The following is a 23,617-nucleotide window of genomic DNA, read 5'->3' as shown; positions in this document are numbered from 1 at the left end:
AAGGACTTGATCCTTCATGACGAGCGGGCTTACTGACAGATAGACACCTTTCCAGAAACTAGGGGATTTCCCTTCTCCGAGCCCTCGGAGATTATCGATAGTCTAAGACGACTTTACCTAACCGAGCGCTACTGGAGAAAGAACGGTCAAGGAATTGGTGGCCCTCGTCGGGGCCGAATACGGAATCAACTGGCGGAGGGATAAGCCGCCCTTCGGAGACCATGCGGAGCGCATCGAGTAGATCCTCTTTGGAACCAAGGCAGTTACCGATGATCGAGAGGTTTTTGAAAATCATCATGTTAAAAATATAATCGGCATTCAGTATGTTTTTGGTGCCAATATCAGCAATGTTTCGGCCGAGTGCCGGATGTTGGTGGACGCGGCCACAGGAAATGTAGCGGCCATGCTGGCTCATCAAAGTAACCGCTGAAACCAGATGGAGATCGAAAAACGGGTCAACAACGGCAGTCGCCCCACCTTTGCTGATAAGGTCGCGGGCGAATGCGTCATTCGGGAAATACGTCTCTTCCCGCGCCACGGGTACGAGGGTGACATTATCCGGCAGAGTCGCCTTCTCCTCATCAGTCCACGGAGAGGTTGAGGTGGCCCATACCTGTGCCCCGGTTTCCTCGAGCATGGCAATCAGGAATAAGGAAGTTGCCGACCGTGCACTCGTGACGAGCACCTTGTCTTGCGCACTAACCTGACTTCTTCGGATCATACTATGAGCGGTCTGGCACCCTAGGGAGAGTCCTGCAGCGACAGATGTCGGTATTCCATCTGGAACTCTTACAAGTTTCGACTCATGGAGGATAAGCCAGCCAACGGAGGCGTGATTAGTGGCTACACCCGGAATCACCCCTTTTGCAGGAGCGTCCGGAAACTGTGCATTAGGGATGACACGGTCGCCCTTTTGTATGCTTATCACTTCTACCCCTATTTCGATGACGGTGCCACAAAATTCGGAGCCGAGAAACGTCACCTGCTGTGTTCCCATCTGTCCAATTGAAATGTGGTCAAACTCAGAAAGTACAATAGCCTTGTCGCGGTAGTTGCACGTCAATGCGTCCACCCGAATTAGGACACTGTGTGTGTATGCCGTCGGCTCGAAATCAATTTGGGGGATATCGAGCACGCCGGCAGTCACCGTGGTAGAACCCACGGAGACATCACCTAGAACTTTGAAACCCGAGACGGGGGTTGATAGATTCGGCGGAGCTAGACCAAGTACTTTCATCTGGATCCTCGCAGTCGGTAGGTTCTGAATCAGGAATGGCGGACGGGGCGACTGTGCTGGATGCGGCCACCGCTTTTGGTTCGAAGGGATTTGTGATGAGTGCGCAAGCGGGAATCGCCTTTTCAAGAATGATACCAGAGTAAGAAACGTAGGTTAGGTAGTCGTGCAAGTGGAGAAGCCACCGAAGCCCAGCAATGAGGCCTAGATGGCTCCTCGGCGTAGCGGAGTGTGCCAACAAGGTAATAACAACTGGATCCTCAGCGGGATGCACCTTGGGAGATATCTGCGTGAGAATTTCAATTTGCTCCCCAAGTAATACTCCGATTTCCCAGTCTGCAGGTCCGACGCACACCTCATCGATCAATGCGTGTACTTCGCGCCCGTCCGCGGTAGGGAAAAGCTCGGAGCAGCTGGCCGACCCCAGAACGCTTGTTCTGTAGTCTGCGGTAATAAGACGTTTGACGCGTTCTATGTCTGCTGGCCCCAGGAGCTCGGTAACGCGGTCGCGAAGTTTGACCTCTGGTTCGCGCAGTCTGTTGCCGGTCCACCATTGCCGCAGCCGCCGAAGGATGGCGGGCTCAGCTCCATCGCCATCAGTCGGCAGGGCGCGAATTTGAGGTAAGCCAGTAAGAAAGGAGTCTACGAGTGTGGCAATGTTATGGCGGTCTGCACCAGCTAATGACCTTTGTGACAGGCTCAACGCCGAGGGCAACGAGAACCAACGGGATTGGCCGTCTACATCGCTCGGTATGACCCAATGTAGCCGAGGGTTTTCCGGCAGTACCCCTTTGATGTCGGGCGGTTTCCACGTAGGAGCATCTGGGCCAGCATCACGGTGAAGCCTCAGACTCCCGTCGCGGAGAATAGTTCGGGTTTGTCGCAAAGGCGTTTTAGATTGCTTGATAATATGTACTTGCGTGCTCACAGTGTCTTTCCGAAAAACCCGCCCGGTCAGTCCTAAGAACCGTGAAGCGCGTCCGCTAGGACCGAAAGCGCGTTAGGGAATGGCGCGGGCGCAGTACCGTTATAAGAGTGGGTGTGAACGCTGAACGCGGAAACTGGGTCTAGTAAGTATATGTTCGGTCGCTCGACTAGCGCCGCAGTGTGGGACCGATACGCCGGCTGAGAGGTCGCACCCGGAGGTACTGCTGGACACACAACGATTGGACGATCGGTGCTTTGAACAGCTAGCACGGAAGGAGAGTCACCTCGACCGAGAGCAATCCTCGATAGGTAATCCAAAGTGCACGGATGGACGATGATTCCATCGGCCCACTGGGCCAGATCGACGTGGAGGGCCCCTACGTTGGGCTCTTCCCAGGTATCGATATCGACCCTGTTGCCAAGAAGAGCCGTCAGAGCCTCGTCACTGACAAAGCGCTGAGCAGTGCGAGTAATTATCATCCGAAGTGAGATACGGACGTCGAGCTGGCGCACCCAGTTCACCCAGAACGGACTGGAAGCTGCGCTAATAGAACCGGTGAGCACCCAGAGCAGGTTCCTTCCGTCGAGACTATCAATGTCGAAAGAGACATCGCCGGGCAGGACGCTGTTGTGTGATGCGTTAGTAGTCATTGCGCGAGTCCTTTTGCTGTGGCTTCGACCTGTTCAGGTAGATCTGCATCGGGATCAAGATTACGACCGCGACGATCAGGCCTGCCCACCAAGGGAAGGGCGTGGCGAAGACTAGAGTAATGAGCGCGATCATCACGATGGCGCTGACAACGGTGACAGTGGTGCGTAAGGTGGAGATATTCAAGGTAGTCCTTTCGTTACTAATGTGGCACGACGGTCGCTCGGAATTAGGTGGAGGAGACCGCTTCTCGGAAGGAGACGATAGTGCCGGTGCGCAAGATTGAGTTCGAGTAGATGCGCCCTGCCAGGGCGATCACCGCAACCAGTGTCAGCAGTGCGACCGTCAGACTTGCCAGCAGCTGCCATAGAGGAATATCGTCTACGGTGACGAACACTGGCATCGCAAAAATATTAGTTACCGGTAGGTAAGCTAGGACCTCCATTACCGTGCTGTTAGGCATTTCGAAGGCCAAAAAGACGACGGCAGCGAAGGGAACCATGAGTAGGAGGTAGACTGGCTGGGTGGCGGTAGAGACGTCATCTGGGTGATCGACACGCGCGGCCATGGCAGCCATGAAGGAGCACAGCAGCGGCACGCCGATTACGACACTAATGACGCCGACGACAAATACCTCGACGGGGATACCCTCTAAGGAGATGCCATCGCCGAATAGCTCGAGCCCCGCCCACGTAGCGAGGATCACTGCGGAGACCTGGAGAATACCTATCGTCGTGATTGCGAGGATCTTCCCAGCCAACAGCTGCCACGGGCGCAGTGTCGCCAGCAGAATCTCCACGACGCGAGTGGTTTTCTCCTGAACCACGTCCCCGGCCATGCTTGCGCCCCACAGGACAACGATAAAAACGGTTACCAAGCCGACACCCAGGGCGAAAAGCTGCGATGGCAAATCGGCGCTTTGCTCGAGAAAAACAGGGGTGACCGTGGCCCAGGATGCAGCCTCGGCCAACTGGTCTGGAGAAGCGCCGGCTTCGGCAGCAGCGTCGGTGAGTGCGACACTCGCCAGCAGGGACTGCAGCGAGTTCTGAAGTTCGGGGTCTAGAGACGTTGCACTGACCAGTGACCAGCCACCGTCAACTGCAGGGGTGAGGAAAGCATCAACATCGCCGTTAGCGACGAGTGCCTCGGCTTCAGCGGTGTTCGCTACTTCGCGGATCGACCAGGCGCCTTGAGCGCCGGATTCAAGAAAACTGGTTAGCTCGCCGGCTTCCCGCGCAACAGCGATGACTGGGGATTCGCTATCCCCGCGATTGAGAGCAGCCGGGGTAAAGAACGCAACCGCTGCGAAAGCAACGGTACTCCACAGGTAACCAGGCGTTAACAGCCTGGCTTTCAACTCGCGGAGGAGAACAGCAGCGACGATCGACCAGCGGTTTCCACTAGTGCGCGTCAGCTGCGGGCGCTGTTGTGGGGGAGCTTCTGTGAGTGAGGCGCGGGAGTTTTCCAAAGTTGGCATGGTATTTCTTTCTAAGTGTGGCGAGACTGTGCGTCGGCGGTGGTATTCTTGCGTGCGTCCGAGGTCCTCGTGGCAGTCGAGGAGTCCGCCGTGTCAGACATCGCCGCGGCATAAATTTCGGATAGCGACGGCACCCATCGATAGAATGCTGTGAGTTCGCCATTAAGGCGGATAACGTCGATAATGATTTGCTCGTCGAAGTGCTCGGGAACCTTGAGGCGGATGCGGCTTCCCTCCTGTGCTATAATAGTTGCCTCGTTTGCTTCGTCGCCGATGCTCCGCCGCAGGTGCGACAGCCACGTCTCACAGGCGACGGGTGTCTCGATGACGTACTGTCTGCCGACTGCTCTACCCAATTCTTCATAGGTGCCTTCCGCGATGATGCGCCCGTCGCGCAGGATGCCGATTCTGTCGCAGAGTTTTTCGACTAAATCGAGCTGGTGACTGGAAAAGACAACCGGAATGCCTCGGGCGGCCTCCTCACGAAGAACTTCCGCAATTGTCTCCACGGCCCCCGGATCCAGCCCGGAGAAAGGCTCATCCAGGATGAGGGCGGTTGGCTCATGGACGAGGGCGGCGGCCAGCTGCACACGCTGCTGGTTGCCAAGGCTCAAGGACTCAAGTGGGCTATGAGAACGGTCCGACAAGCCAAAACGATGGAGCCAGTAGTCCGAGGCGGCGCGGGCGGAGCGAGAATCAATCCCGTGAACAACGCCGAAGTACGTAAGCTGATCAATCAGAGTCATTTTCGGGTAAAGGCCGCGTTCCTCGGGCATGTAACCGATACCTGAGCGCACACGGTCGTCTATGGACTCTCCGTTAAGCGTCACCGTGCCGGAGTCAGCTTCGCCAATACCTAGCATGATGCGCATGGATGTAGTTTTTCCGGCACCGTTGCCACCTACGTATCCATACAGCTCGCCCGGAAGGACCTCGAGACTGACGCCGCGGAGTACCTGCCGGGAGCCGTAACTTTTGCTGATGTTATTGAGCTTAAGCATGGCGTTTCCCGTTCATGAAGTGGCTTTTCCCAGAATGCTATATGAAACCATCGTGCCGCGGCAACACTTAGATAGGGAGAGAAGATAAGTCTTGCTGCTCGTCCTAAGTTGTCTTTTGCGCTTTAGAGTACGAGGATGTGGGTGATTCCTTTGTGCGTGCTCGTGGTGTTTGATGTTCGCGTGCCCGAGCGACTCAGTGCACGAAAGTCGGTTAAGACGACGCGTCGAGATGGTGTCGGAAAAGGGTTTGACGGACGTCGCGCGATGCGAACATCTGGTCGGGTCCACCGCTCAAGTTAGTGATGAGCTGGTCTAAAGCAGCCGCCGACGTGTGGCCGTTCGCGGTGTGGTAATCGATGGGGCCCGACCCCTGGAAAGTGGACACAGGGAATTGAACTTATGCGGTCAGGGTGAGGTTACCGCAGGTGCGGTTTTCGTACTCGATGGGCGAGAGATAATCGCACCATGAGTGTCTGCGTTTCTGGTTGTAGCGCACACACCAGGCGAAGACGTCCCGTCTGGCGTGCAGCATCGAGTCGAAGCATTTTTCGGTTTTGCAGCACCTCGCGTTTTACTGTCGCGTTGAACGACTCCGCCAGCGCGTTGTCTGCGCTTCTTCCCACCGCCCCCATCGATTGGGTCACCCCTAGCATCGTGCATCGTGAGCGAAATGCCTTCGAGGTATAGACACTGCCGTGATCGGAATGAAGAATCGCTCCTTTCAGACTGCCCCGGGCGCGCCGCGCTGAGTCCAACGCATCGATAACCAGATCGACGCGCATGTGGTCAGCAATAGAAAATCCCACCAGCCTGCGGGAATAACAATCGATCACGGTGGCAAGATACATATTGCCGCCACCGGATACCGGCAGGTAGGTAATGTCGCCGACGAGCACGCGGTTCGGCGCCGGGGCATGAAACTGCCTGCGAACAAGATCCGAAAAAGACACTGCGGCCAGTATCTGCCACGGTGGTGCGCACGCGGCGTTTCTTCATAAACCCCTGGATGCCCATGGCCTTCATGATGCGTGCAACGCGTTTGTGATTGACCACTTCATGCGCCCCCGAATCAGAGTCGTTCAACGCCGCGGCGATGCGTTTGGCTCCGTAGAGTCCGTGTTCGTCGGTGAACACAGTGCGGATACGAGCACCAAGAACAGCATCGTCAACAACCTTTTGACGGCGCGCGGCCTGCGTGTTTTTCCACTTGTAATAGGAAGATCGCCGCACCTTCAGCACGTCGCACATCCGTGTGACCGAAAACTCGGTGCGATGGTCCCAGATGAACTTGAAGCGGATCACAAGCCCATCTCTTTCGCAAAATACTGCGCCGCCTTGCGAAGGATATCTCGCTCTTGTTGAAGAAGCCGGTTGTGCTTCTCGAGCTGTCGGATCCGCTCTGAATCCGATGCTTTTCGCGCTCGAGCTGCAGCATCAATCGCGCGGGCTTTTTTGCCCGTGCCGTAGCGCGTAACCCAGGCAGCGAGACTGCCACGGTTAACACCGAGATCATGAGCAACCGAGTTACAAGACACACCGTCTGTGTCTTCATACATCGCGACCGCGTCGCGCTTGAACTCCTCAGAATAGGACTTACGAGGCATGGACTGAGACTACCTTCCTCCGGCTATCAACCGGGGCTAGCCTATGTCCACCAACAAGGGGTCAGGTCCCTTCTGGGTCGCTGCATCGTACTGCCTGAGGGACCTACCATGTTGACCATGTTGAACGCCCTCCCAACGCAAGACCAAGTCCCCGACCAACCCAAGCCACCTCATAGTCGGGGTGAATGGAGTCGGAGCCTGAAGCAGCGGCTTTGAGAATCCTAAAACGTCGAGTAAGGACTCGGCCGTCGCCGCGGCGAGGGCTACATCGAGCCGGACCCCGCACGCGGTTTCGCCGAGAACTTCCTGTGGATGGTCTTCGGCGACGGCGAGGGCTCCCCGGCGTCGATCCCCTCGGACGTCGAGGCCTTTGAGAAGTCGATGATCCTCTACGCCGAGCACTCCTTCAACGCCTCCACCTTCGCGGCGCGCGTGATCACCTCCACGAACTCCGACGCCTGGTCCGCCATCACCGGCGCGATCGGTGCTCTCAAGGGCCCGCTGCACGGCGGCGCCAACGAGTTCGTGATGCACAACTTCGTGGAGATCGCAGACCCGGCGAAGACCGAGGAGTGGACCCTGAACAAGCTCAAGAACAAGGAGCTTGTCATGGGCTTTGGGCACCGCGTGTACAAGAAGGGCGATTCGCGCGTGCCCACCATGGAGGCCTGCTTTAAGAAGCTGGCCTCCGAGCACCCGGAGAAGGACGCCGCGAAGTGGGTCGAGATGTACGACATCATGGCGAAGACCATGTACGACAACACCTCGATCAACATCCGCCCGAATTTGGACTTCCCGGCCGGCCCGGCGTACTACATCCTGGGCTTCGACATCGAGTTCTTCACCCCGCTGTTCGTCATGGCGCGCATCACCGGTTGGACCGCGCACATCATCGAGCAGTACAACAACCCGACGATCATCCGCCCGCTGGCCGCCTACAACGGCCCGGACGAGCGCCACGTGCCGCAGCGCTAAACACGCACGCCCCACCCGGCCGACAGCCTCGGCGGGGTGGGGTGTGGGCGCTGTACGCGTGTTAGCTCTCGGTGGCTTCCTCTTCGGTGCCCTTGGCCTCGGCGTTGAGCTCGCCCATCAGGTGGTCGACGGCCACCTGGGCGTGCAGGCGTACGCCGTAGGTGAGGGCGTCGTCGTTGACGTAGAACTTCGGGCTGTGGTTGGGCACCATACCGCGGCTGTCGCCCTCGGTGTTTTCCACGCCGCCGTCGGCCGTGAAGGTGAAGTTCTGGCCGCCCAGCAGGGCGTAGACGCCGCCGAAGCGCGCGATGAACTCGGAGACGTCGTCGTAGCCCATGCTCGGCGGGATTTCGAAGACGGGCTTGCCGTCCGCGACGCGCTCGTACGTCGGCAGGGTGGCGTCAAGCCACTCGGGGGCGTTGACCACCGGCGGGATGTCGTCGAAGAACTCGACGGTTCCCTCGCAGCCGTGGGCGGTGGCGAGGTTGGACACGTAGCGCGCGATGCGCTCGTTGACGTCCTCCATCACGTCCGTGGTCAGCGAGCGGACCGTGCCCCAGATCTCCACCTGGTTGCCGATGATGTTGAAGCGGCCCTGGTCCACGATGTGGCCGAGCGAGATGGAGAAGCGTTCCTTGACGTCCACCTGGCGGTAGATTTGGCCGATGTTGGACAGCACGTCGCCGACGGCGGGCATCGGGTCGACGCCCTGCCACGGGGTCGATCCGTGTACCTGCTCGCCCACGATGGTGATCTTCACGGTCTCCGAGGCCGCGTTTTGGATGCCGCGGGCGTAGGCGATCGCGCCCACGGGGGCGGGAACGATGTGAATGCCGAAGGCCATCGTCGGGGCGGGGTCGAAGAAGCCCTGCTCCTCCATTTCCTTGACCATGAGATCCGCGCCGCCGGGCTCGCCGGCGGGCGGGCCTTCCTCGGCCGGCTGGAAGACAAGCAGGATGTCGCCGTTCAACTCCTCGCGCAAGTCCTGCAGGACCTTCGAGGCGCCGAGCAGCATCGCAATGTGGGTGTCGTGGCCGCAGGCGTGGGCGACGGGGAAGGGGCCGCCTGGGTAGTCCTTGTCCACCTTCTCGGAGGCGAAGTCCTCGCCGGAGTTCTCCTTGACCGGCAGCGCGTCGGTGTCGGCGCGCAGCAGGATCGTGCGGGAGTCGCCGTCGCTGTCGCCGTTGCCCCTGATCCAGGCGGCGATGCCGTGGCCGGCGATGCCGCTGGTGACCTCCTCGATGCCGAACTCGGCTAACCGGTCGAGGATGTAGCGCTCGGTCTCCTCCTCGCGGTTGGACAGCTCCGGGTTTTGGTGGAGGTGGTGGCGCCACTCGGTGACGTCGCTGGCGATCGCGGCTGCAGCCTCGTCGATCGTGGTGTAGAGGTCGCTGAGCTGGTTGTCGCTCATGATAACTCCTTTTTCTGTTGAAAATATTCGCCCGCCCGCAGCGGCTACGTCCCACGTTACGCGCTGCTTTTGCTCGTGTTGCGAGAATTAGGCAACGATCGGGCGTCGCAGGAAGGTACGGCACCGTAGAATCAAAGCGTTACCCCGCTCGCACGTGTAAAGGAATAGTTCCCAGTGACTCACTCGCTCCCACACTTCAGCAAAGTCCTTGTGGCGAACCGCGGCGAAATCGCGGTCCGCGCGTTCCGCGCCGCTTTCGAAACTGGCGCGAAGACCGTCGCTGTCTACCCGCGGGAGGACCGCAACTCCTTCCACCGTGCCTTTGCCGACGAGGCCGTCCAGATCGGTCGCGAAGGCCAGCCCGTCCGCGCGTACCTCGACATCGACGAGATCATTGAGGCCGCCCAGACGTCCGGGGCCGACGCCATCTACCCAGGGTACGGGTTCCTCTCCGAGCGCGCCGAGCTCGCCCGCGCCTGCGCGGACAGCGGCATCCGGTTTATCGGCCCCTCGCCCGAGACCCTCGACCTGACCGGCGACAAGGCCGCCGCCGTCCACGCCGCCGAGCGCGCCGGGCTGCCCACGCTGAAGGACTCCGCCCCCTCGACGGACCCGAAGGAGCTGGTGGGGTTCGCGGAGGAGTTCGAGTTCCCGGTCTTTGTCAAGGCGGTCGCCGGCGGCGGCGGGCGCGGGATGCGTTTTGTGGAGCGCCCTGAGGACCTCGAAAAGCTCGCGGCGGAAGCGTCGCGTGAGGCGGAGGCCGCCTTCGGCGACGCGCACGTCTACCTCGAGCGCGCCGTGATTAACCCGCAGCACATCGAGGTGCAGATCCTCGCGGACGGGCAGGGCAACGTCATCCACCTCTTCGAGCGCGACTGTTCGCTGCAGCGCCGCCACCAGAAGGTCGTGGAGATCGCGCCCGCGCAGCACATCACCGAGGAGCAGCGCGAACAGATCTGCGCCGACGCCGTGCGCTTCTGCCGCGAGATCAACTACGAGGGCGCCGGCACCGTCGAGTTCCTCGTGGACGAGAACGGCAACCACGTCTTTATTGAGATGAACCCGCGCGTGCAGGTCGAGCACACCGTGACCGAGGAGGTCACCGGCGTCGACATTGTGCGCTCCCAGATGTACATTGCGGCGGGCGCGACCCTCGAGGACCTGGGGCTGAGCCAGGAGTCGGTGTCGCTGACGGGCGCGGCGCTGCAGTGCCGCATCACCACGGAGGACCCGGCCAACGGCTTCCGCCCCGACTCGGGCCTCATCACCGGCTACCGCTCCCCGGGCGGCGCCGGGGTGCGTCTCGACGGCTCCGTGGGCGTCGGCACCGAAATCACCCCGAACTTCGACTCCCTGCTGGTCAAGATGACCTGCCGAGGCAAGGACTTCCAGGTTGCCGTGGACCGCGCCCTGCGCGCCCTCAACGAGTTCACCGTCACCGGCGTGTCCACCAACATTGCCTTCCTGCGCGGGTTGCTCTCCGACCCGGACTTCCGCTACGAGCGCATCAACACCAACTTCATCACCGACCACCCGCACCTCGTGGACACTCCCGTCGCCCCCGACGACGCCGGCCGCATCCTCGACTACATCGCCTCCGTCACGGTGAACAAGCCGAACGGCCCGCAGCCCACCCGCATCAGCCCGTCGAAGAAGCTGCCCGACCTCGACTACACTGATACGCCCCGCGGCTCCCGCGACGAGCTGCTCGAGCTCGGCCCCGAGAAGTGGGCGCAGAAGCTGCGCGAGCAGACCGCCCTCGGCGTTACCGAGACCACCTTCCGCGACGCGCACCAGTCGCTGCTGGCCACGCGCATCCGCACGAACACCCTCGTCGCCGCGGCCAAGCACGTCGGCCACCTCACCCCGGAGCTGACCTCCGTCGAGGCGTGGGGCGGCGCGACGTATGACGTCGGCATGCGCTTTTTGCACGAGTCGCCGTGGATGCGCCTCGACGAGCTGCGCGAGGCCATGCCCAACGTGAACATCCAGATGCTGCTGCGCGGGCGCAACACCGTCGGCTACACCCCGTACCCGGACACTGTCACCCGCGCCTTCGTCAACGAGGCGGCGCGCTCCGGCATCGACATCTTCCGCATCTTCGATGCGCTTAACGACGTCTCACAGATGCGCCCGGCCATCGAGGCCGTCCTGGAGACCGGCACGACCGTCGCCGAGGTCGCGATGGCGTACTCCGGTAACCTCCTCGACCCGGCCGAGGACCTGTACACGCTGGACTACTACCTGAGGCTCGCCGAGCAGATTGTCGACACGGGCGCCCACGTCCTGGCCATCAAGGACATGGCCGGCCTGCTGCGCCCGGGCGCGGCGGCGAAGCTCGTCTCCGCCCTGCGCGAGCGCTTCGACCTGCCCGTCCACGTGCACACCCACGACACCGCCGGCGGCCAGCTGGCCACCTACCTCGCCGCCGCCCACGCCGGCGCCGACGTCGTCGACGTCGCCTCCGCGCCGCTCGCCGGCACGACCTCCCAGCCGTCGATGTCGGCGCTGGTCGCGGCCTTCGCCAACACCGAGCGCGACACCGGCCTGTCCCTTAAGGCCGTCTCCGACCTCGAGCCCTACTGGGAGGCGGTGCGCCAGGTCTACGCCCCCTTCGAGTCCGGCATCCCCGGCCCGACCGGCCGGGTGTACAAGCACGAAATCCCCGGCGGGCAGCTGTCCAACCTGCGCACCCAAGCCAACGCCCTGGGCCTGGGGGAGCGCTTCGAGCTCATCGAAGACTACTACGCGGCTGTCAACGAGATCCTCGGCCGCCCGACCAAGGTGACGCCGTCTTCCAAGGTCGTCGGCGACCTTGCGCTCCACCTCGTCGGCGCGGGCGTCGACCCCGCCGATTTCGCGGAGAACCCCCGCAAGTACGACATCCCCGAGTCCGTCATCGGCTTCCTCCAGGGCGAGCTGGGCACCCCGCCCGGCGGCTGGCCGCTGCTGCGCGACAAAGCCCTCGACGGCCGCGCCGAGGTCAACCGCACCGTCGAGGTGCCTGCAGAGCAGGAAGAGGCGCTGACCAGCGACGACTACAAGGTCCGCCGCGCGACGCTGGACAAGCTGCTCTTTCCCAAGCAATACGATGAGTTCCTCGAGCACCGCCGCACCTACGGCATCACGGACCAGCTGTCCGACCGCACCTTCTTCTACGGCCTCACCGAGGGCGAGGAGACGCTGATTTACTACGGCGAGGTCGACGAGGAAAGGACCCCGCTGGTGGTCCGCCTCGAGGCGATCGGCGACCCGGACGAGAAGGGCATGCGCCAGGTCATCCTCACCGTCAACGGGCAGGTGCGCCCGCTGTTCGTCCGCGACGAAAGCGCCGAGTCCACCGTCGCCGAGGTGGAGAAGGCCGACGCCTCCAACCCGGGCCACGTCGCCGCCCCGTTCGCCGGCGTGGTCAACATCACCGTCTCCGTGGGCGACGAGGTCACGGAGGGCGACCAGGTGGCCACGATCGAGGCGATGAAGATGGAGGCCAGCATCTCCGCGCCGACGTCCGGCACCGTCGAGCGCGTGGCGCTCACCCAGGCCACGAAGGTCGAGGGCGGGGACCTGGTGGTGGTGATCTCCTAGGCTGAGCGCGGGGGCTAGAGCGCGCGGACCATCGTCACGGGGCGGCAGCCCGATTCTTCGGGCGAGAGCTCCGTGAAGCCGGAGGAGACGTAGCGGTGGTGCGCGCGGGGGTTGTTCGGCTCGACGTGCAGCGAGATGCGCTGCGCGCCTTGCCTGCGGGCGAGGTCGCAGGCGGCCTCGAGAAGCTGCGCCCCGAGCCGGTGGCCCGCGTAGCGGTTCTCCACCGCGATCGCGAGTTCCGGCACGTCCGGCCCCAGCGGTGCCGCCCAGCCGTAGTCGTCGGGGGAAGCCCAGCGGCGCAGCCACACCCCGCCGGCGGGGATGCCGAGGTGGTCGAGGGCGATGACCCCGCCATCGCGGTCGGGGTCCCAGTCGCCGACGTAGGCCGCGGCGCTGGCGATGATGTCTTCGCCCACCTCGCCGTTCTCATCCCCGAAGACCTCGGTGAGGAAGTTCAGGCGATGAAGGTAGGTGCGGTCAGACTCGGTGGCTTCTCTCAGTGTAAAAGTCATAGCCACCACCGTAGCCCGGCCCCCGGGGCGTCGGGGGCAGCGGCGTTACTTGAGCTCCATGAGCACGGCGCCCTTGTTCACCTGGCCGCCGGTTTCCGCGGCGAGGCCGGTGACGGTGCCGGCCTTGTGGGCTTTGACGGGGTTTTCCATCTTCATGGCCTCGAGGACGAGGAGGACGTCGCCTTCGGAGACCTCGTCGCCTTCGGAGACGTTGACCTTGATCACGGTGCCCTGCATGGGCGCCGCGACGGAGTCGCCGGACGCGGCGGCGGAGGCCCCGGAGGAGCGGCGTTTCTTCTTCTTGCGGCGCGGGCCGGCGCCGAACACGAGGGAGGCGGGCAGAGCGATCTCGATGCGTCGCCCGTTGACCTCGACGGCGAAGGTGCGCGTCTCCTCGGGCTCCTCGCCGTCGGGGGAGGCGGTGTTGGTGTCGGTGAAGGCGGGGATGTCGTTGGCCCACTCCTCCTCGATCCAGCGGGTGTAGACGCCGAAGGTGGAGCCGTCGCCGACGAAGGCCGGGTCGCTGAGGACGGCCTGGTGGAAGGGGATGACGGTGGGCAGGCCCGCGACTGTGTATTCGGCGAGGGCGCGCTTGGAGCGCTCGATGGCCTCGGTGCGGGTTTCGCCGGAGACGATGAGCTTGGCCAGCATGGAGTCGAACTGGCCGCCGACGGTGGAGCCGGCGCGCACGCCGGAGTCGACGCGGACGCCGGGGCCGGCGGGCTCGGAGTACTCGGTGACGGTGCCGGGCGCGGGCATGAAGTTCGCGCCGGCGTCCTCGCCGTTGATGCGGAACTCGATGGCGTGGCCGCGGGGGGTGGGGTCCTCGGTGAAGCGCAGCGTCTCGCCCTGGGCGATGCGGAACTGCTCGCGCACGAGGTCGATGCCGGTGGTCGCCTCGGTGACGGGGTGTTCGACCTGGAGGCGGGTGTTGACCTCCAGGAAGGAGATCAGCCCGTCGGCGCCGACGAGGTACTCGACGGTGCCCGCGCCGTAGTAGCCGGCCTCGCGGCAGATGGCCTTGGCGGAGGAGTGGATGCGCTCGCGCTGCTCCTCGGTGAGGAAGGGGGCGGGTGCTTCCTCGACGAGCTTTTGGAAGCGCCTCTGCAGCGAGCAATCGCGCGTGCCCACGACGATGACGTTGCCGTGCTGGTCAGCCAGCACCTGGGCCTCGACGTGGCGGGCCTTGTCCAGGTAGCGCTCCACGAAGCACTCGCCGCGGCCGAATGCCGCGGTGGCCTCGCGGGTGGCGGATTCGTAGAGCTCGGGGATCTCCTCGAGGGTGTACGCCACCTTCATGCCGCGCCCGCCGCCGCCGAAGGCGGCCTTGATGGCCACGGGCAGGCCGTGCTCCTGGGCGAAGGCGACGACCTCGTCGGCGTCGGCGACGGGGTCCTTGGTACCCGGGGCCATCGGGGCGTTGGCGGCCTCGGCGATGTGGCGGGCGGTGACCTTGTCGCCGAGCGCCTCGATGGAGGCGGGGGAGGGGCCGATCCACGTCAGGCCGGCGTCGATGACGCGCTGGGCAAACTCGGCGTTTTCCGCGAGGAACCCGTAGCCGGGGTGGACGGCGTCGGCGCCGGAATCGGCGGCGGCGGCGAGGATCTTGTCGATGTCCAGGTAGGACTCCGCGGCGGTCGTGCCGCCGAGGGCGAAGGCCTCGTCGGCCATGTCGACGAACGGTGCGGAAGCGTCGGGTTCCGCGTATACGGCGACGGACGCCAGGCCGGCGTCCTTGGTGGCGCGAATGATGCGGACCGCGATCTCGCCGCGGTTGGCGATGAGTACCTTCGTTAGTTGAGACACGAAATAATCCCGTCTGCGTCGTTCTATTAGTTCCCGCTAAACGTTAACGGGATTCAAGGTCGGAGTGTTACCCCGTCGCCGGGGCGGCGAAGGGCATGTGAGTTCCTAACTTACTACTCCGTAGGTTCCGTGTGTGTCTTTTCGATGGGGACACGCACCATGTTTCCCCACTCCGCCCACGAGCCGTCGTAAAGCGCGGCGTTGGAAAAGCCAAGGATGTGACGCAGCACAAACCAGGAGTGCGCGGAGCTTTCGCCCATCTCGCAGTACGTGACAGTGCGTTTCGACGGGTCAAAGTCCGCGTAGACCTGCTCAATCTCCGCCCGGTGCTTGAAGCGCGCGTTGGGGTGGACGGAGTTGCCCCAGGGCACGTTCACCGCGCCCGGGATGTGCCCGTGGCGAAGGAAACCCGGCGCCTTGCCCTCGCGCACGTCCCGCGGGACGCCGGCATAGGACTCGGGGGAGCGGGCGTCGATGAGCTGGGCGGGCGGGGAGGTGAGCAGCTCGCCGGCGAAGGCGCGCAGCGGCCCGTCGGTGCGCTCGACCACCGGGTAACGCGTGGCGGGCAGGTCGGGGACGGCGAAGGAGGTGTCGCGCTCTTCTCCCATCCAGGCGTCGCGTCCGCCGTCGAGAAGCCGCACGTCGGGGTGGCCGAAAAGCTCGAAGACCCAAGCCGTGTAGGCGGCCCACCAGTTCGAGCGGTCGCCGTAGATCACGACGGTGTCGTCGCGGGCGATGCCACGCTCGGACATGAGCCGGGCGAAGGCCTCGCCGTCGATGAAATCGCGCCGCACCGGGTCGTTTAAGTCGCGCTCCCAGTCGATGCGGACGGCGCCGGGGATGTGGCCGATGTCGTAGAGAAACGCGTCCTCGTCGCTTTCGACGACGCGCAGGCCGTCAACCCCGAGCCGGGCCGACAGCCACGCCGCAGACACGAACTTTTCGGGGTGCGCGTACTCCTGAAACAGCGGGTGCGGATCGAGTTCGACCCCCATTAGCAACCTTCCCTCTCGCGCGCATGTGCACGCTTCTCGACGCTCGAATTCCTACCGCCCAACCTTACCCGCGCCCCCGCCCACCGTCGGCATGTGAGGTCGACCACCTTTGAAATTGCTCGTCCTGCAGGCCTCAGGAAACGCCCATACACTCCGTGATGGACCAACATCTCACACACCTGACCCGACATCTGAAAGGTAACTCGCATGCACAAGGCAATCGTGGTCTTCGAGGTCGAAGGCGGCTCCGACAAGTACATCGACGGCCACCGCCGGGACACCATGCCCATCGTCAACGCCATCAAGGACAAGGGCTGGAACGCCGAGGTGGTCTTCTTCCGCCCCGAGTGGACCGAGGACCTGTTTTCCTACGTTTCCGAGAACTTCGACGGCTACATCTCCCGCGTCAATCCCGGCAACATCCCCGGCGGCGAAAAAGGCTACTTCGACCTGCTGACCCGCCTGTCCGAGGCCGGCCTGGTGGGCATGTCCACCCCGGACGAAATGATGGCCTACGGCGCCAAGGACGCCCTGGTCAAGCTCAACGACACTGACCTGGTTCCCTCCGACACCGCCGCCTACTACGAGGTCGAAGACTTCCACTCCACCTTCCCGACCTCCCTGTCCTACGGCGAGCGCGTGCTCAAGCAGAACCGCGGCTCCACCGGCTCCGGCATCTGGCGCGTCCGTCTCGCCGACGCCGACCTCGCCGCCTCCGTCGAGCCGGGCACCGCCCTGCCGCTGGACACCGAGATCAAGTGCACCGAGGCCGTGGACAACCACACCGAGACCCGCCAGCTCGGCGAGTTCATGGACTTCTGCGACCAGTACATCGTCGGCGACAACGGCATGCTCGTGGACATGCGCTTCCTGCCCCGCATCGTCGAGGGCGAGATCCGCATCCTCCTCGTCGGCCCGCACCCCGTCTTCGTCGTGCACAAGAAGCCGGCCGAGGGCGGTGACGCCTTCTCCGCCACCCTGTTCTCCGGCGCGAAGTACACCTACAACAAGCCCGAGGAGTGGCAGGAGCTCATCGACATGTTCGCTGAGGCCCGCCCCGTCATCGCCGAGAAGCTCGGCGGCGACAACATCCCGCTGATCTGGACCGCCGACTTCATGCTCGCCGACGACGACGAGACCGGTACCGACACCTACGTCCTCGGCGAAATCAACTGCTCCTGCGTCGGCTTCACCTCCGAGCTCGACATGGGCATCCAGCAGCTCGTCGCCGACGAGGCCGTCAAGCGCATCGAGGAGCGCAACGCCTAGCGGCTAGCCCAGCAGGGCGCCCACGCTCTGCGGGTCAGCGTCCGACAGCATCTGGCGGCACCGGTCGTACTCGGCCTCGTCGCCGATGCGTCGCGACGCCAACGCCAACACCGCGATCGCCTTCAACACGCCCTGGTTCGGCTCGTGGCTGGCCGGGACCGGGCCCCAGCCCTTCCACCCGTTGGCGCGCAGCCGATCCAGCGAGCGGTGGTAACCAGTGCGGGCGTACGCGTACGCGACGAGGTCATCCCCGCCGTCCAGCTCTTTCTCCGCCCGCGCCGCCCAGACCGTCGGCGAATCCGGGTGCTCCAGCGCCGTCTCACGCGCGAGCGGGTCCTTACCGTGCGCCGGGTCCTCCGGCAGGTGCACAGGGGGCGGGGCCATCATGTCGTTCATCTTCATGCGCCCCACCATACTGACGGGGCGCGGTGGGGGGCGTCCCGTTCCCCCTAAAAACAGAACCCTAAAAAACCACGCTCGGGCGCCTTTTTCGCGGATATTTGGAGTTCCGTTTTTAGAGTTTTGCCGGTGGGGCGGTGCGCGCGACGTTGCGTGGGGTGGGGTGTGCGTTGAGGGCGGCGTATTTTGGCGTCCTGGTCGACCTCAAGGAAAACCCGGGCGCAAAACCCCAGGTCGCGTAAACCTGAAATGCGCTGAGGTCGACTACGCCCCGCGCCCTGGTCGACCTCAAGGAAAACCCGGGCGCAAAACCCCAGGTCGCGCAACCCCGATATACGCTGACGTCGACCACGGTCGACCGCAACGAAAACCAGAACACACAAAACCCGTTGAGGTCGACGACACCCCGCGCGCGTTTACTCCCAGAACTGCGAGGCCGACAGCCCGAACGAGTACAGGGCGCGGCGCAGAAGCGGCATGGATAGGCCGATGACGCTGGTGGGGTCGCCGTCGATGGAGTCGATGAACCAGCTGCCCAGCGCTTCGAGGGTGAATGCGCCGGCGCATTCGAGGGGCTCCCCCGAGCGGGCGTAGGCGGTGATGTCGGCGTCGGAGACGTCGCCGAAGCGGATGGCGGTGGAGGTGGTGCCGGTGAACCATTCGCCCTGGTAGTGGACGGCGTGGCCGGTCAGCAGGTGGGCGGTGCGGCCGCGTTGTGCTTTCCAGCGGGCGATGGTGGTGTCGGTGGTGTGGGGTTTGCCGAGGAGTGTGCCGTCGAGAAGCAGCATGGAGTCGCAGCCGACGGTGACGTCGTCGGGGTAGGTGCCGGCGACGGCGGAGGCTTTGGCGCGGGCGAGGGCGGCGACGATGTCGGCGGGCGGGGCGTCGGGAAGCGAAGCGATGAGCGCGTCCTCGTCGATGTGCGCGGGGTGTAGGACGGGCCGGACGCCGCCCTGCTCCAACAGCATCCGCCGCGAGGGCGACTGGGAGGCGAGGACGAGGCGCATCAGAAGTAGGTGATGTTGGCGAAGGCGCCGGGGTTGAACACGTCGGGGTGGCGCAGCGGGGAGGGCCGGCCCCAGAGGTTGCGGTCGTCGGGGCCGGCGGTCGCGGTGGCGGCTGCCTGCAGCTCGGCGAGGACGGCGGTGAGGGCGGCGAGTTCCTCGTCGGTCGGGTTGCCCTTGACAACGCTGAACGTCGGTGCGGTCATGGCGGATTCTCCTTACAGGGGGATGTTGCCGTGCTTCTTCATGGCAGGGTAGACGACCTTGCGCTCGAGGAGGCGGAGGCCCTCGAGAAGCTGGGAGCGGGTGGCGGCCGGCTCGATGACGGAGTCGACGAGGCCGCGCTCGGTGGCGACGTAGGGGTTGAGGTTCTCGTCCTCGTACGCCTGCTTATCGACGCCAAGAGCATCCGCCGCCGTCGACGCGTCCGCAAGGGCGATCTGCGCGGTCGGCCACGCGAAGACGAGGTCGGCGCCAAGCAGCTTCGAGCCCATGAGCGCGTAGGACTCGCCGAACGCCTTGCGGGTAACCACGGTGACCGTGCCCACCTGCGCCTCCGCGAAGGCGTACGCCAAGGCCGCCGCCCCGGACAGGGACCCGGCGTGCTCCTCCTCGGCGGTGGGGACGAAGCCGGGCGAGTCGACGAACAGGACCAGCGGCAGGTTGAAGGCGTCGCAGGTGCGGATGAAGCGCGCAGCCTTGCGCGCCGCCGCGGTGGTGAGGCAGCCGGCCAGCGAGGACGGCTGGTTGGCTACCACGCCGACGGCGCGCCCGCCGACGTGGGCGAAGCCGGTGACCACGTTGTCCGCGTAGTTCGCGCCGAGCTCGAGCAGGTCGCCGTCGGTGACGGCGGAGATGACGTCGTGGACGTCGTAGGCCGCGGCGTCGTCGTCGGGGATGAACGCGTTGAGGTCCGCCTCGCCCGGCTCGGACGGTGCGGCGATGGGGGAGGCGGCGCGGTTGTTGTCCGGCAGGTACCCCACCAGCTCGCGGGCGAGGTCCACGGCGGCGGTGTCGGTCGGGGCGGTCAGCTGGGCGAGGCCGGTGTCCGCGGCGTGGACGGACGCCCCGCCCAGGGATTGCGCGGTGGCCTCATGGCCGCTGACCTTGGTCACGATGTCCGGGTCGGTCAGGTGCAGCGCGGCGCCCTCGGCCAGGATGACGATGTCCGAGAGCGGCACCTGCGCCGCCGACAGGCCCGCCGTCGGGCCGGCGACCACGGCGATCTGGGGGATCAGCCCCGACGCCTGGGCGGCGGCGCGCAGGATCTTCGCTTGCATCGCTGCGGCGACGACGCCCTCCTGGACGCGCGGGCCGGCCGAATCGTAGATGCCGACCACCGGCACACCCGTCTTGGTCGCCAGGTCGTAGAGCTTGAGTACCTTCTCCGCGTAGACCTCGCCGACGGCGCCGTCGAAGATGGTGGAGTCCTGGGAAAAGACGCAGACCCGTCGGCCGTCGATAAGCCCGTAGCCCGTGATCACGCCGTCTGTGGGCGGCTTGGTGCGGTCCATCTTGTAGGCCTCGACCCGGTGGCGGGCGAGCGCGTCCGTTTCCACGAAGGAGCCGGCATCGAGCAGCTTCTCGACGCGATCGCGCGCCGTCGCCTTCCCCGCGGCACGCGTCGCCTCGACGGCGTCCTGCCCGACCGGCGCCTGGGCCTCCTCCAGGCGGTTGCGCAGGTCCTGAAGGCGGCCAGCGGTCGTGGACAAGTCGGGTTTGGAGGAAGTCATAGGCCTTTACTCTAATGCGCGGTTGCGGAACTGGGTACTTGGCGGCGGCCGTGGTACGGCGCGCCGTGGGGTGTATCGGCGTGGGGTAGGCGGGTGTTTCCGTTCAGTGCGTTAGGTGGGGTGTTCCGCCATCCATTGGTTGTGGCCAATGAGGGTATAGGCCTCGTGGACCAGCGGCGCACTGTGCCATCGTGTGAAAAGCCCGGAACGACGAAACCGCATCATCGTGAGGGAAAACTCGCGTGCTGCCCGCATGAGCTCCGGGTGTGTTTCGAGCAGTTGCTGGAGAGAACCCACGGGATAGTAAAGGGCCTCGCAGCTGACCGCGTCGTAGTCAGTGAAATCGAAACCGAAGATGGTGGGAGTGCGAAAGTCGTGGGCCGACCAATCGACGCCCTCGTCGAGAAAAAGATTGAGGTACGCGATGGGATGGTCATCCGGCAGATGATCAGTCCACCCCTCCAGGTCGAGAGCGAGCAGTTTCCGTGGGAAGACGAGAAATTCCAGCGTGCCCGTGTTCAGGGTCGCGTATCTGCCTCCTGCTGTGGAGGGATAATCGGACAGCGTCCAGTAGGCGCGCTCGGTTTCCTGCGCGCTGGGTACGAGGTATTCAAGAGCGAAGGCAAGGTCAGCGAGTACTGCTTCGTACACCGACGTGGGTGCTTTCTGGGTCAATGTGCTCTGCGGTGGGTGGAACATTGCATGCCGAGTGAAATCCTCGTGGCAGTGGTCGGTGCCGCCCAAGGACCAGTGATGAGCCTGATGAACGGAGATGACCTGGTCCAAAGGGGATTCGGAAACGCTCTCGGGCACTCCTGTGCGGTTGCGAAGCGGCACGCCTCGATCGCGGAAGTAACGAATTGTCCGCCTCTCCTCTACGTCGAGGTTACCGTCAGCGACGTCGCGGAAAAGGACGGCGACGATGTCAGCCCACGGGCCGTGGTGGTTGGAGCCGTGAACGTGGCTGTTGTAGCGGGAGAGAACGTTGGTTGCTTTTCCGACGTACCGGGACCCGTCCTCGAACTCGAGGACGTAGATGCCACGGCGTCGGTCACTGGCAATAAGCGGGGCCAAGCTGTCGCCTGAGCGGACGGGCCACGAGGTAAAGGTCATGGTCGGCGACGTCTCGCCGGTAGCTTTGTTCGCGTCGTGTGTTGCTTCCATGCCGGAAAACCTAGCGTGCGTTCGCGGGGACTGCGGGGTAAACAGGGGCCTGCCGCAGCATGAGGCGATTTCGCTGTGCTCTGGTCATTTAGTGGGCGCTTCGACGAAGTCGGAGCCCTTTTCGCGTTCCGTGTTTACTGGGACGCATTAGTTCAGTCTTATAGAGCGGAGGGAACACATGAAGATCGCAGTGACGGGCGCGTCCGGCAACGTCGGCACCGCCGTGCTGAGGGCGTTGCAGGCAGACGAGACGGTCTCGCAGATCGTGGGCATTTCGCGGCGCACGCCGCCCGAGGTGGAGCCGTACGTCGGCGTGGAGTGGCACAGCGTCGACGTCGGCGCCGCGGCCGGGCCGGACGAGACCATTACCGCCCTGACCAGGGCGTTCGAGGGGGTCGACGTGGTGATCCACCTGGCGTGGATCATCTACCCCAACCACGACCGGGAGCTTTTGCGCCGCGTGAACGTCGAGGGCACGCAGCGCACGCTCGAGGCCTGCGTGGCGGCCGGGGTGAGGCATGTCGTGGTGGCGTCGTCCGTCGGTGCCTACAGCCCGGACCCGGCGCGCGCGGAGGTGTCCTCGCCGGAGGAGGCCTCGCCGCTGCGGGCGGAGGACTTCCCCGCGCGCGGCATCGAGGGGTCCCACTACAGCGAGGACAAGGGCAAGGTCGAGGAGCTTCTCGACGCCTTCGAGGCCGCCCACCCCGAGATCACCCTCGCCCGCCTGCGCCCGGGCCTGATCTTCCAGCCGGCCGCGGCGTCGGAAATAAAGCGCTTCTTCCTCGGCTCCGCGGCCCCGGTCCAGCTGCTGGACACGGTGCGCCCTCTGCTCGTGCCGCTACCGAAGGGTGTGCGCGCGCAGGCGGTCCACGCCGACGACATGGCGCAGGCGTACCGCCTCGCGGCGACGAGGCGGGCGACGGGCGCGTTTAACATCTGCGCCGACGACGTGCTGTACCCGAAAGACCTTGCCGAGCTGGTGGGGCAGGGCCGCTTCGTTGAGGTGCCGCCGAAGCTCGTGCGCTCCGCGCTGGCAGCCGCCCACGCCTCCGGCGCTGTGCCCGCGGACGCCGGGTGGGTGGACATGGCAATGGGCGTGCCGCTTTTGGACAACTCTCGTGCCAAGCGGGAGCTGGGCTGGGAGCCGACCCGCTCGGCGAAGGACACGGTGCGCGAGCTGATCAGCGCCATGATCGACGGTGAGGGCCACAACTCCCCGAGCCTGTGGGCCGAACGCGCCCCGGACGCAGGGCGCGGCGCGGCGCCTATCGTCGCGCCGGGTGCCGCGGACGGCTCGGTGGATCGGGGGCGCCTTTCCACCTACCTCGCCGCGCACCTCGCCAGCGCCCGTCAGGCCGCCGACCTGCTCGACGAGATGACGCTGGACTACCAGGACACCGGCGTGTTCGCGGAGATCGCGCGCGTCGCCGGCGAGGTCCGCCGTGAGCGCGATTTTCTGGAGCAGCTCGCCCGCGAGCTCGAGCGGCGTCCAAAGCCGGCGCGGGCGGCCGCCGCGCAGCTGCGCGGGCGCGTCGGGCGCGGCGCGGCGAAGCGCACGCAGCTGGCGCTTCTGCAGGACGCGGACGCGCTGTACCAGGCCATCAGCGCCAAGATGGGGCTGTGGGAGACGCTCCGCGACAACGCCGCCGGCCTCGGTGTTCAGCCGAGCGTCTTTGAGGAGTTCCTCGCCTCCGCGCACGACCAGTTCGAGCCGGTCAGCGCGATCCACGCGTACGCCGCGCGCACCGCGCTGCGCGGGTAGGGCGTCGGCCACGCAGCATCGCTCACGCCGTCGTTCTGTGGAGGCACGTTCGTGCCGGAAGTGGCTGGGATCGGTCCTCTTTGTATGCTTTGATGGCATAAACGGCACGT

At 64.5% G+C, this 23,617-nt stretch carries 17 protein-coding genes and 2 pseudogenes; 4 read left to right on the top strand and 15 right to left on the bottom strand.

The genetic code is table 11. The annotated features are described in order from the left end of the window. Window positions 1-91: 91 nt before the first annotated feature. From BLT81_RS08010 to BLT81_RS07985, 6 genes and pseudogenes are all read right to left on the bottom strand, one after another. A complete protein-coding gene (locus BLT81_RS08010) occupies window positions 92-1,162 on the bottom strand; it encodes an alcohol dehydrogenase catalytic domain-containing protein (RefSeq protein ID WP_172812383.1) in 1,071 nt (356 codons plus the stop codon). Between the two features lie 1,032 nt (window positions 1,163-2,194). Beyond that, the gene (locus BLT81_RS13365; RefSeq protein ID WP_081582938.1) at window positions 2,195-2,812 is read right to left on the bottom strand and encodes a flavoprotein; all 618 of its coding nucleotides are present in this window, start codon (window positions 2,810-2,812) and stop codon (window positions 2,195-2,197) included. After that, the gene (locus tag BLT81_RS08000; protein ID WP_019194359.1) at window positions 2,802-2,996 is read right to left on the bottom strand and encodes a hypothetical protein; all 195 of its coding nucleotides are present in this window, start codon (window positions 2,994-2,996) and stop codon (window positions 2,802-2,804) included. Before BLT81_RS08000 ends, BLT81_RS13365 begins: the two co-directional genes overlap by 11 nt. Window positions 2,997-3,039: 43 nt before the next feature. Then, window positions 3,040-4,278 (bottom strand): ABC transporter permease, encoded by a 1,239-nt coding sequence (locus BLT81_RS07995; protein ID WP_172812382.1) that lies wholly within the window; start codon window positions 4,276-4,278, stop codon window positions 3,040-3,042. Between the two features lie 20 nt (window positions 4,279-4,298). Beyond that, the gene (locus BLT81_RS07990) at window positions 4,299-5,288 is read right to left on the bottom strand and encodes an ABC transporter ATP-binding protein (RefSeq protein ID WP_081582939.1); all 990 of its coding nucleotides are present in this window, start codon (window positions 5,286-5,288) and stop codon (window positions 4,299-4,301) included. Between the two features lie 397 nt (window positions 5,289-5,685). Beyond that, a pseudogene (locus tag BLT81_RS07985) lies at window positions 5,686-6,892 on the bottom strand (IS3 family transposase). A 246-nt stretch (window positions 6,893-7,138) separates the two neighbouring features. On the opposite strand from BLT81_RS07985, the pseudogene BLT81_RS07980 reads away from it, so the two are divergent. Next, a pseudogene (locus BLT81_RS07980) lies at window positions 7,139-7,867 on the top strand (citrate/2-methylcitrate synthase); the annotation flags it as partial. Window positions 7,868-7,928: 61 nt separating this feature from the next. Here BLT81_RS07980 and BLT81_RS07975 read toward each other — a convergent pair. After that, complete coding sequence (locus BLT81_RS07975; protein ID WP_019194363.1) at window positions 7,929-9,278, bottom strand: M20 metallopeptidase family protein; 1,350 nt, start codon at window positions 9,276-9,278, stop codon at window positions 7,929-7,931. Between the two features lie 174 nt (window positions 9,279-9,452). On the opposite strand from BLT81_RS07975, the gene BLT81_RS07970 reads away from it, so the two are divergent. Beyond that, entirely contained in the window at window positions 9,453-12,863 is a 3,411-nt protein-coding gene (locus BLT81_RS07970) for a pyruvate carboxylase (protein WP_019194364.1), read from the top strand. Between the two features lie 14 nt (window positions 12,864-12,877). Here BLT81_RS07970 and BLT81_RS07965 read toward each other — a convergent pair whose 3' ends face one another. From BLT81_RS07965 to BLT81_RS07955, 3 genes are all read right to left on the bottom strand, one after another. Continuing rightward, window positions 12,878-13,375, bottom strand: coding sequence for a GNAT family N-acetyltransferase (locus BLT81_RS07965; RefSeq protein WP_019194365.1), 498 nt, complete (start codon window positions 13,373-13,375; stop codon window positions 12,878-12,880). 45 nt (window positions 13,376-13,420) lie between these two features. Beyond that, window positions 13,421-15,181, bottom strand: a complete 1,761-nt coding sequence (locus tag BLT81_RS07960) for an acetyl/propionyl/methylcrotonyl-CoA carboxylase subunit alpha (RefSeq protein WP_019194366.1) — start codon at window positions 15,179-15,181, stop codon at window positions 13,421-13,423. Between the two features lie 113 nt (window positions 15,182-15,294). Beyond that, on the bottom strand, window positions 15,295-16,176 hold the full coding sequence (locus BLT81_RS07955) for a sulfurtransferase (RefSeq protein WP_019194367.1): 882 nt from the start codon (window positions 16,174-16,176) through the stop codon (window positions 15,295-15,297). A gap of 207 nt (window positions 16,177-16,383) precedes the next feature. On the opposite strand from BLT81_RS07955, the gene BLT81_RS07950 reads away from it, so the two are divergent. Next, window positions 16,384-17,445, top strand: coding sequence for a Cj0069 family protein (locus BLT81_RS07950; protein WP_019194368.1), 1,062 nt, complete (start codon window positions 16,384-16,386; stop codon window positions 17,443-17,445). A gap of 3 nt (window positions 17,446-17,448) precedes the next feature. Here the strand turns inward: BLT81_RS07950 and BLT81_RS07945 are convergent, their stop codons facing one another. The 5 genes from BLT81_RS07945 to BLT81_RS07925 all read right to left on the bottom strand — a co-directional run bounded on the left by BLT81_RS07945 (window position 17,449) and on the right by BLT81_RS07925 (window position 21,745). Continuing rightward, window positions 17,449-17,847, bottom strand: coding sequence for a DUF3151 domain-containing protein (locus tag BLT81_RS07945; RefSeq protein ID WP_019194369.1), 399 nt, complete (start codon window positions 17,845-17,847; stop codon window positions 17,449-17,451). A 413-nt stretch (window positions 17,848-18,260) separates the two neighbouring features. After that, entirely contained in the window at window positions 18,261-18,851 is a 591-nt protein-coding gene (locus BLT81_RS07940) for a Maf family protein (protein ID WP_019194370.1), read from the bottom strand. Further along, window positions 18,851-19,054 carry an acyl-CoA carboxylase subunit epsilon gene (locus tag BLT81_RS07935; RefSeq protein ID WP_019194371.1) on the bottom strand — a complete coding sequence of 68 codons (204 nt, stop codon included), beginning with the start codon at window positions 19,052-19,054 and terminating at the stop codon, window positions 18,851-18,853. The genes BLT81_RS07940 and BLT81_RS07935 overlap by 1 nt, the downstream gene beginning before the upstream one ends. A 12-nt stretch (window positions 19,055-19,066) precedes the next feature. Continuing rightward, a complete protein-coding gene (locus tag BLT81_RS07930; RefSeq protein WP_019194372.1) occupies window positions 19,067-20,581 on the bottom strand; it encodes an acyl-CoA carboxylase subunit beta in 1,515 nt (504 codons plus the stop codon). Window positions 20,582-20,692: 111 nt separating this feature from the next. Beyond that, window positions 20,693-21,745, bottom strand: a complete 1,053-nt coding sequence (locus BLT81_RS07925; RefSeq protein ID WP_083337258.1) for a GIY-YIG nuclease family protein — start codon at window positions 21,743-21,745, stop codon at window positions 20,693-20,695. A gap of 178 nt (window positions 21,746-21,923) precedes the next feature. Between BLT81_RS07925 and BLT81_RS07920 the strand changes: the two genes are divergently transcribed. After that, window positions 21,924-23,507, top strand: a complete 1,584-nt coding sequence (locus tag BLT81_RS07920) for an NAD-dependent epimerase/dehydratase family protein (protein WP_019194374.1) — start codon at window positions 21,924-21,926, stop codon at window positions 23,505-23,507. The last annotated feature ends 110 nt before the right edge of the window (window positions 23,508-23,617 follow it).

The sequence above is a fragment of the Corynebacterium timonense genome, from assembly GCF_900105305.1.
GTDB lineage: Bacteria > Actinomycetota > Actinomycetes > Mycobacteriales > Mycobacteriaceae > Corynebacterium > Corynebacterium timonense.
The sequence above is the reverse complement of the archived record's forward strand: the minus strand, read 5'-3'. Positions and strand labels throughout refer to the sequence as shown.

What these genes read in the sequence shown, in the direction of transcription:
- BLT81_RS07990 (WP_081582939.1), bottom strand. Translation starts at nt 5,288, where the DNA reads ATGCTTAAGCTCAATAACATCAGCAAAAGTTACGGCTCCCGGCAGGTA.
- BLT81_RS13365 (WP_081582938.1), bottom strand. Translation starts at nt 2,812, where the DNA reads ATGACTACTAACGCATCACACAACAGCGTCCTGCCCGGCGATGTCTCT.
- BLT81_RS07920 (WP_019194374.1), top strand. Translation starts at nt 21,924, where the DNA reads ATGAAGATCGCAGTGACGGGCGCGTCCGGCAACGTCGGCACCGCCGTG.
- BLT81_RS07950 (WP_019194368.1), top strand. Translation starts at nt 16,384, where the DNA reads ATGCACAAGGCAATCGTGGTCTTCGAGGTCGAAGGCGGCTCCGACAAG.
- BLT81_RS07935 (WP_019194371.1), bottom strand. Translation starts at nt 19,054, where the DNA reads ATGACCGCACCGACGTTCAGCGTTGTCAAGGGCAACCCGACCGACGAG.
- BLT81_RS07940 (WP_019194370.1), bottom strand. Translation starts at nt 18,851, where the DNA reads ATGCGCCTCGTCCTCGCCTCCCAGTCGCCCTCGCGGCGGATGCTGTTG.
- BLT81_RS07945 (WP_019194369.1), bottom strand. Translation starts at nt 17,847, where the DNA reads ATGAAGATGAACGACATGATGGCCCCGCCCCCTGTGCACCTGCCGGAG.
- BLT81_RS07965 (WP_019194365.1), bottom strand. Translation starts at nt 13,375, where the DNA reads ATGACTTTTACACTGAGAGAAGCCACCGAGTCTGACCGCACCTACCTT.
- BLT81_RS07930 (WP_019194372.1), bottom strand. Translation starts at nt 20,581, where the DNA reads ATGACTTCCTCCAAACCCGACTTGTCCACGACCGCTGGCCGCCTTCAG.
- BLT81_RS07975 (WP_019194363.1), bottom strand. Translation starts at nt 9,278, where the DNA reads ATGAGCGACAACCAGCTCAGCGACCTCTACACCACGATCGACGAGGCT.
- BLT81_RS07925 (WP_083337258.1), bottom strand. Translation starts at nt 21,745, where the DNA reads ATGGAAGCAACACACGACGCGAACAAAGCTACCGGCGAGACGTCGCCG.
- BLT81_RS07955 (WP_019194367.1), bottom strand. Translation starts at nt 16,176, where the DNA reads ATGGGGGTCGAACTCGATCCGCACCCGCTGTTTCAGGAGTACGCGCAC.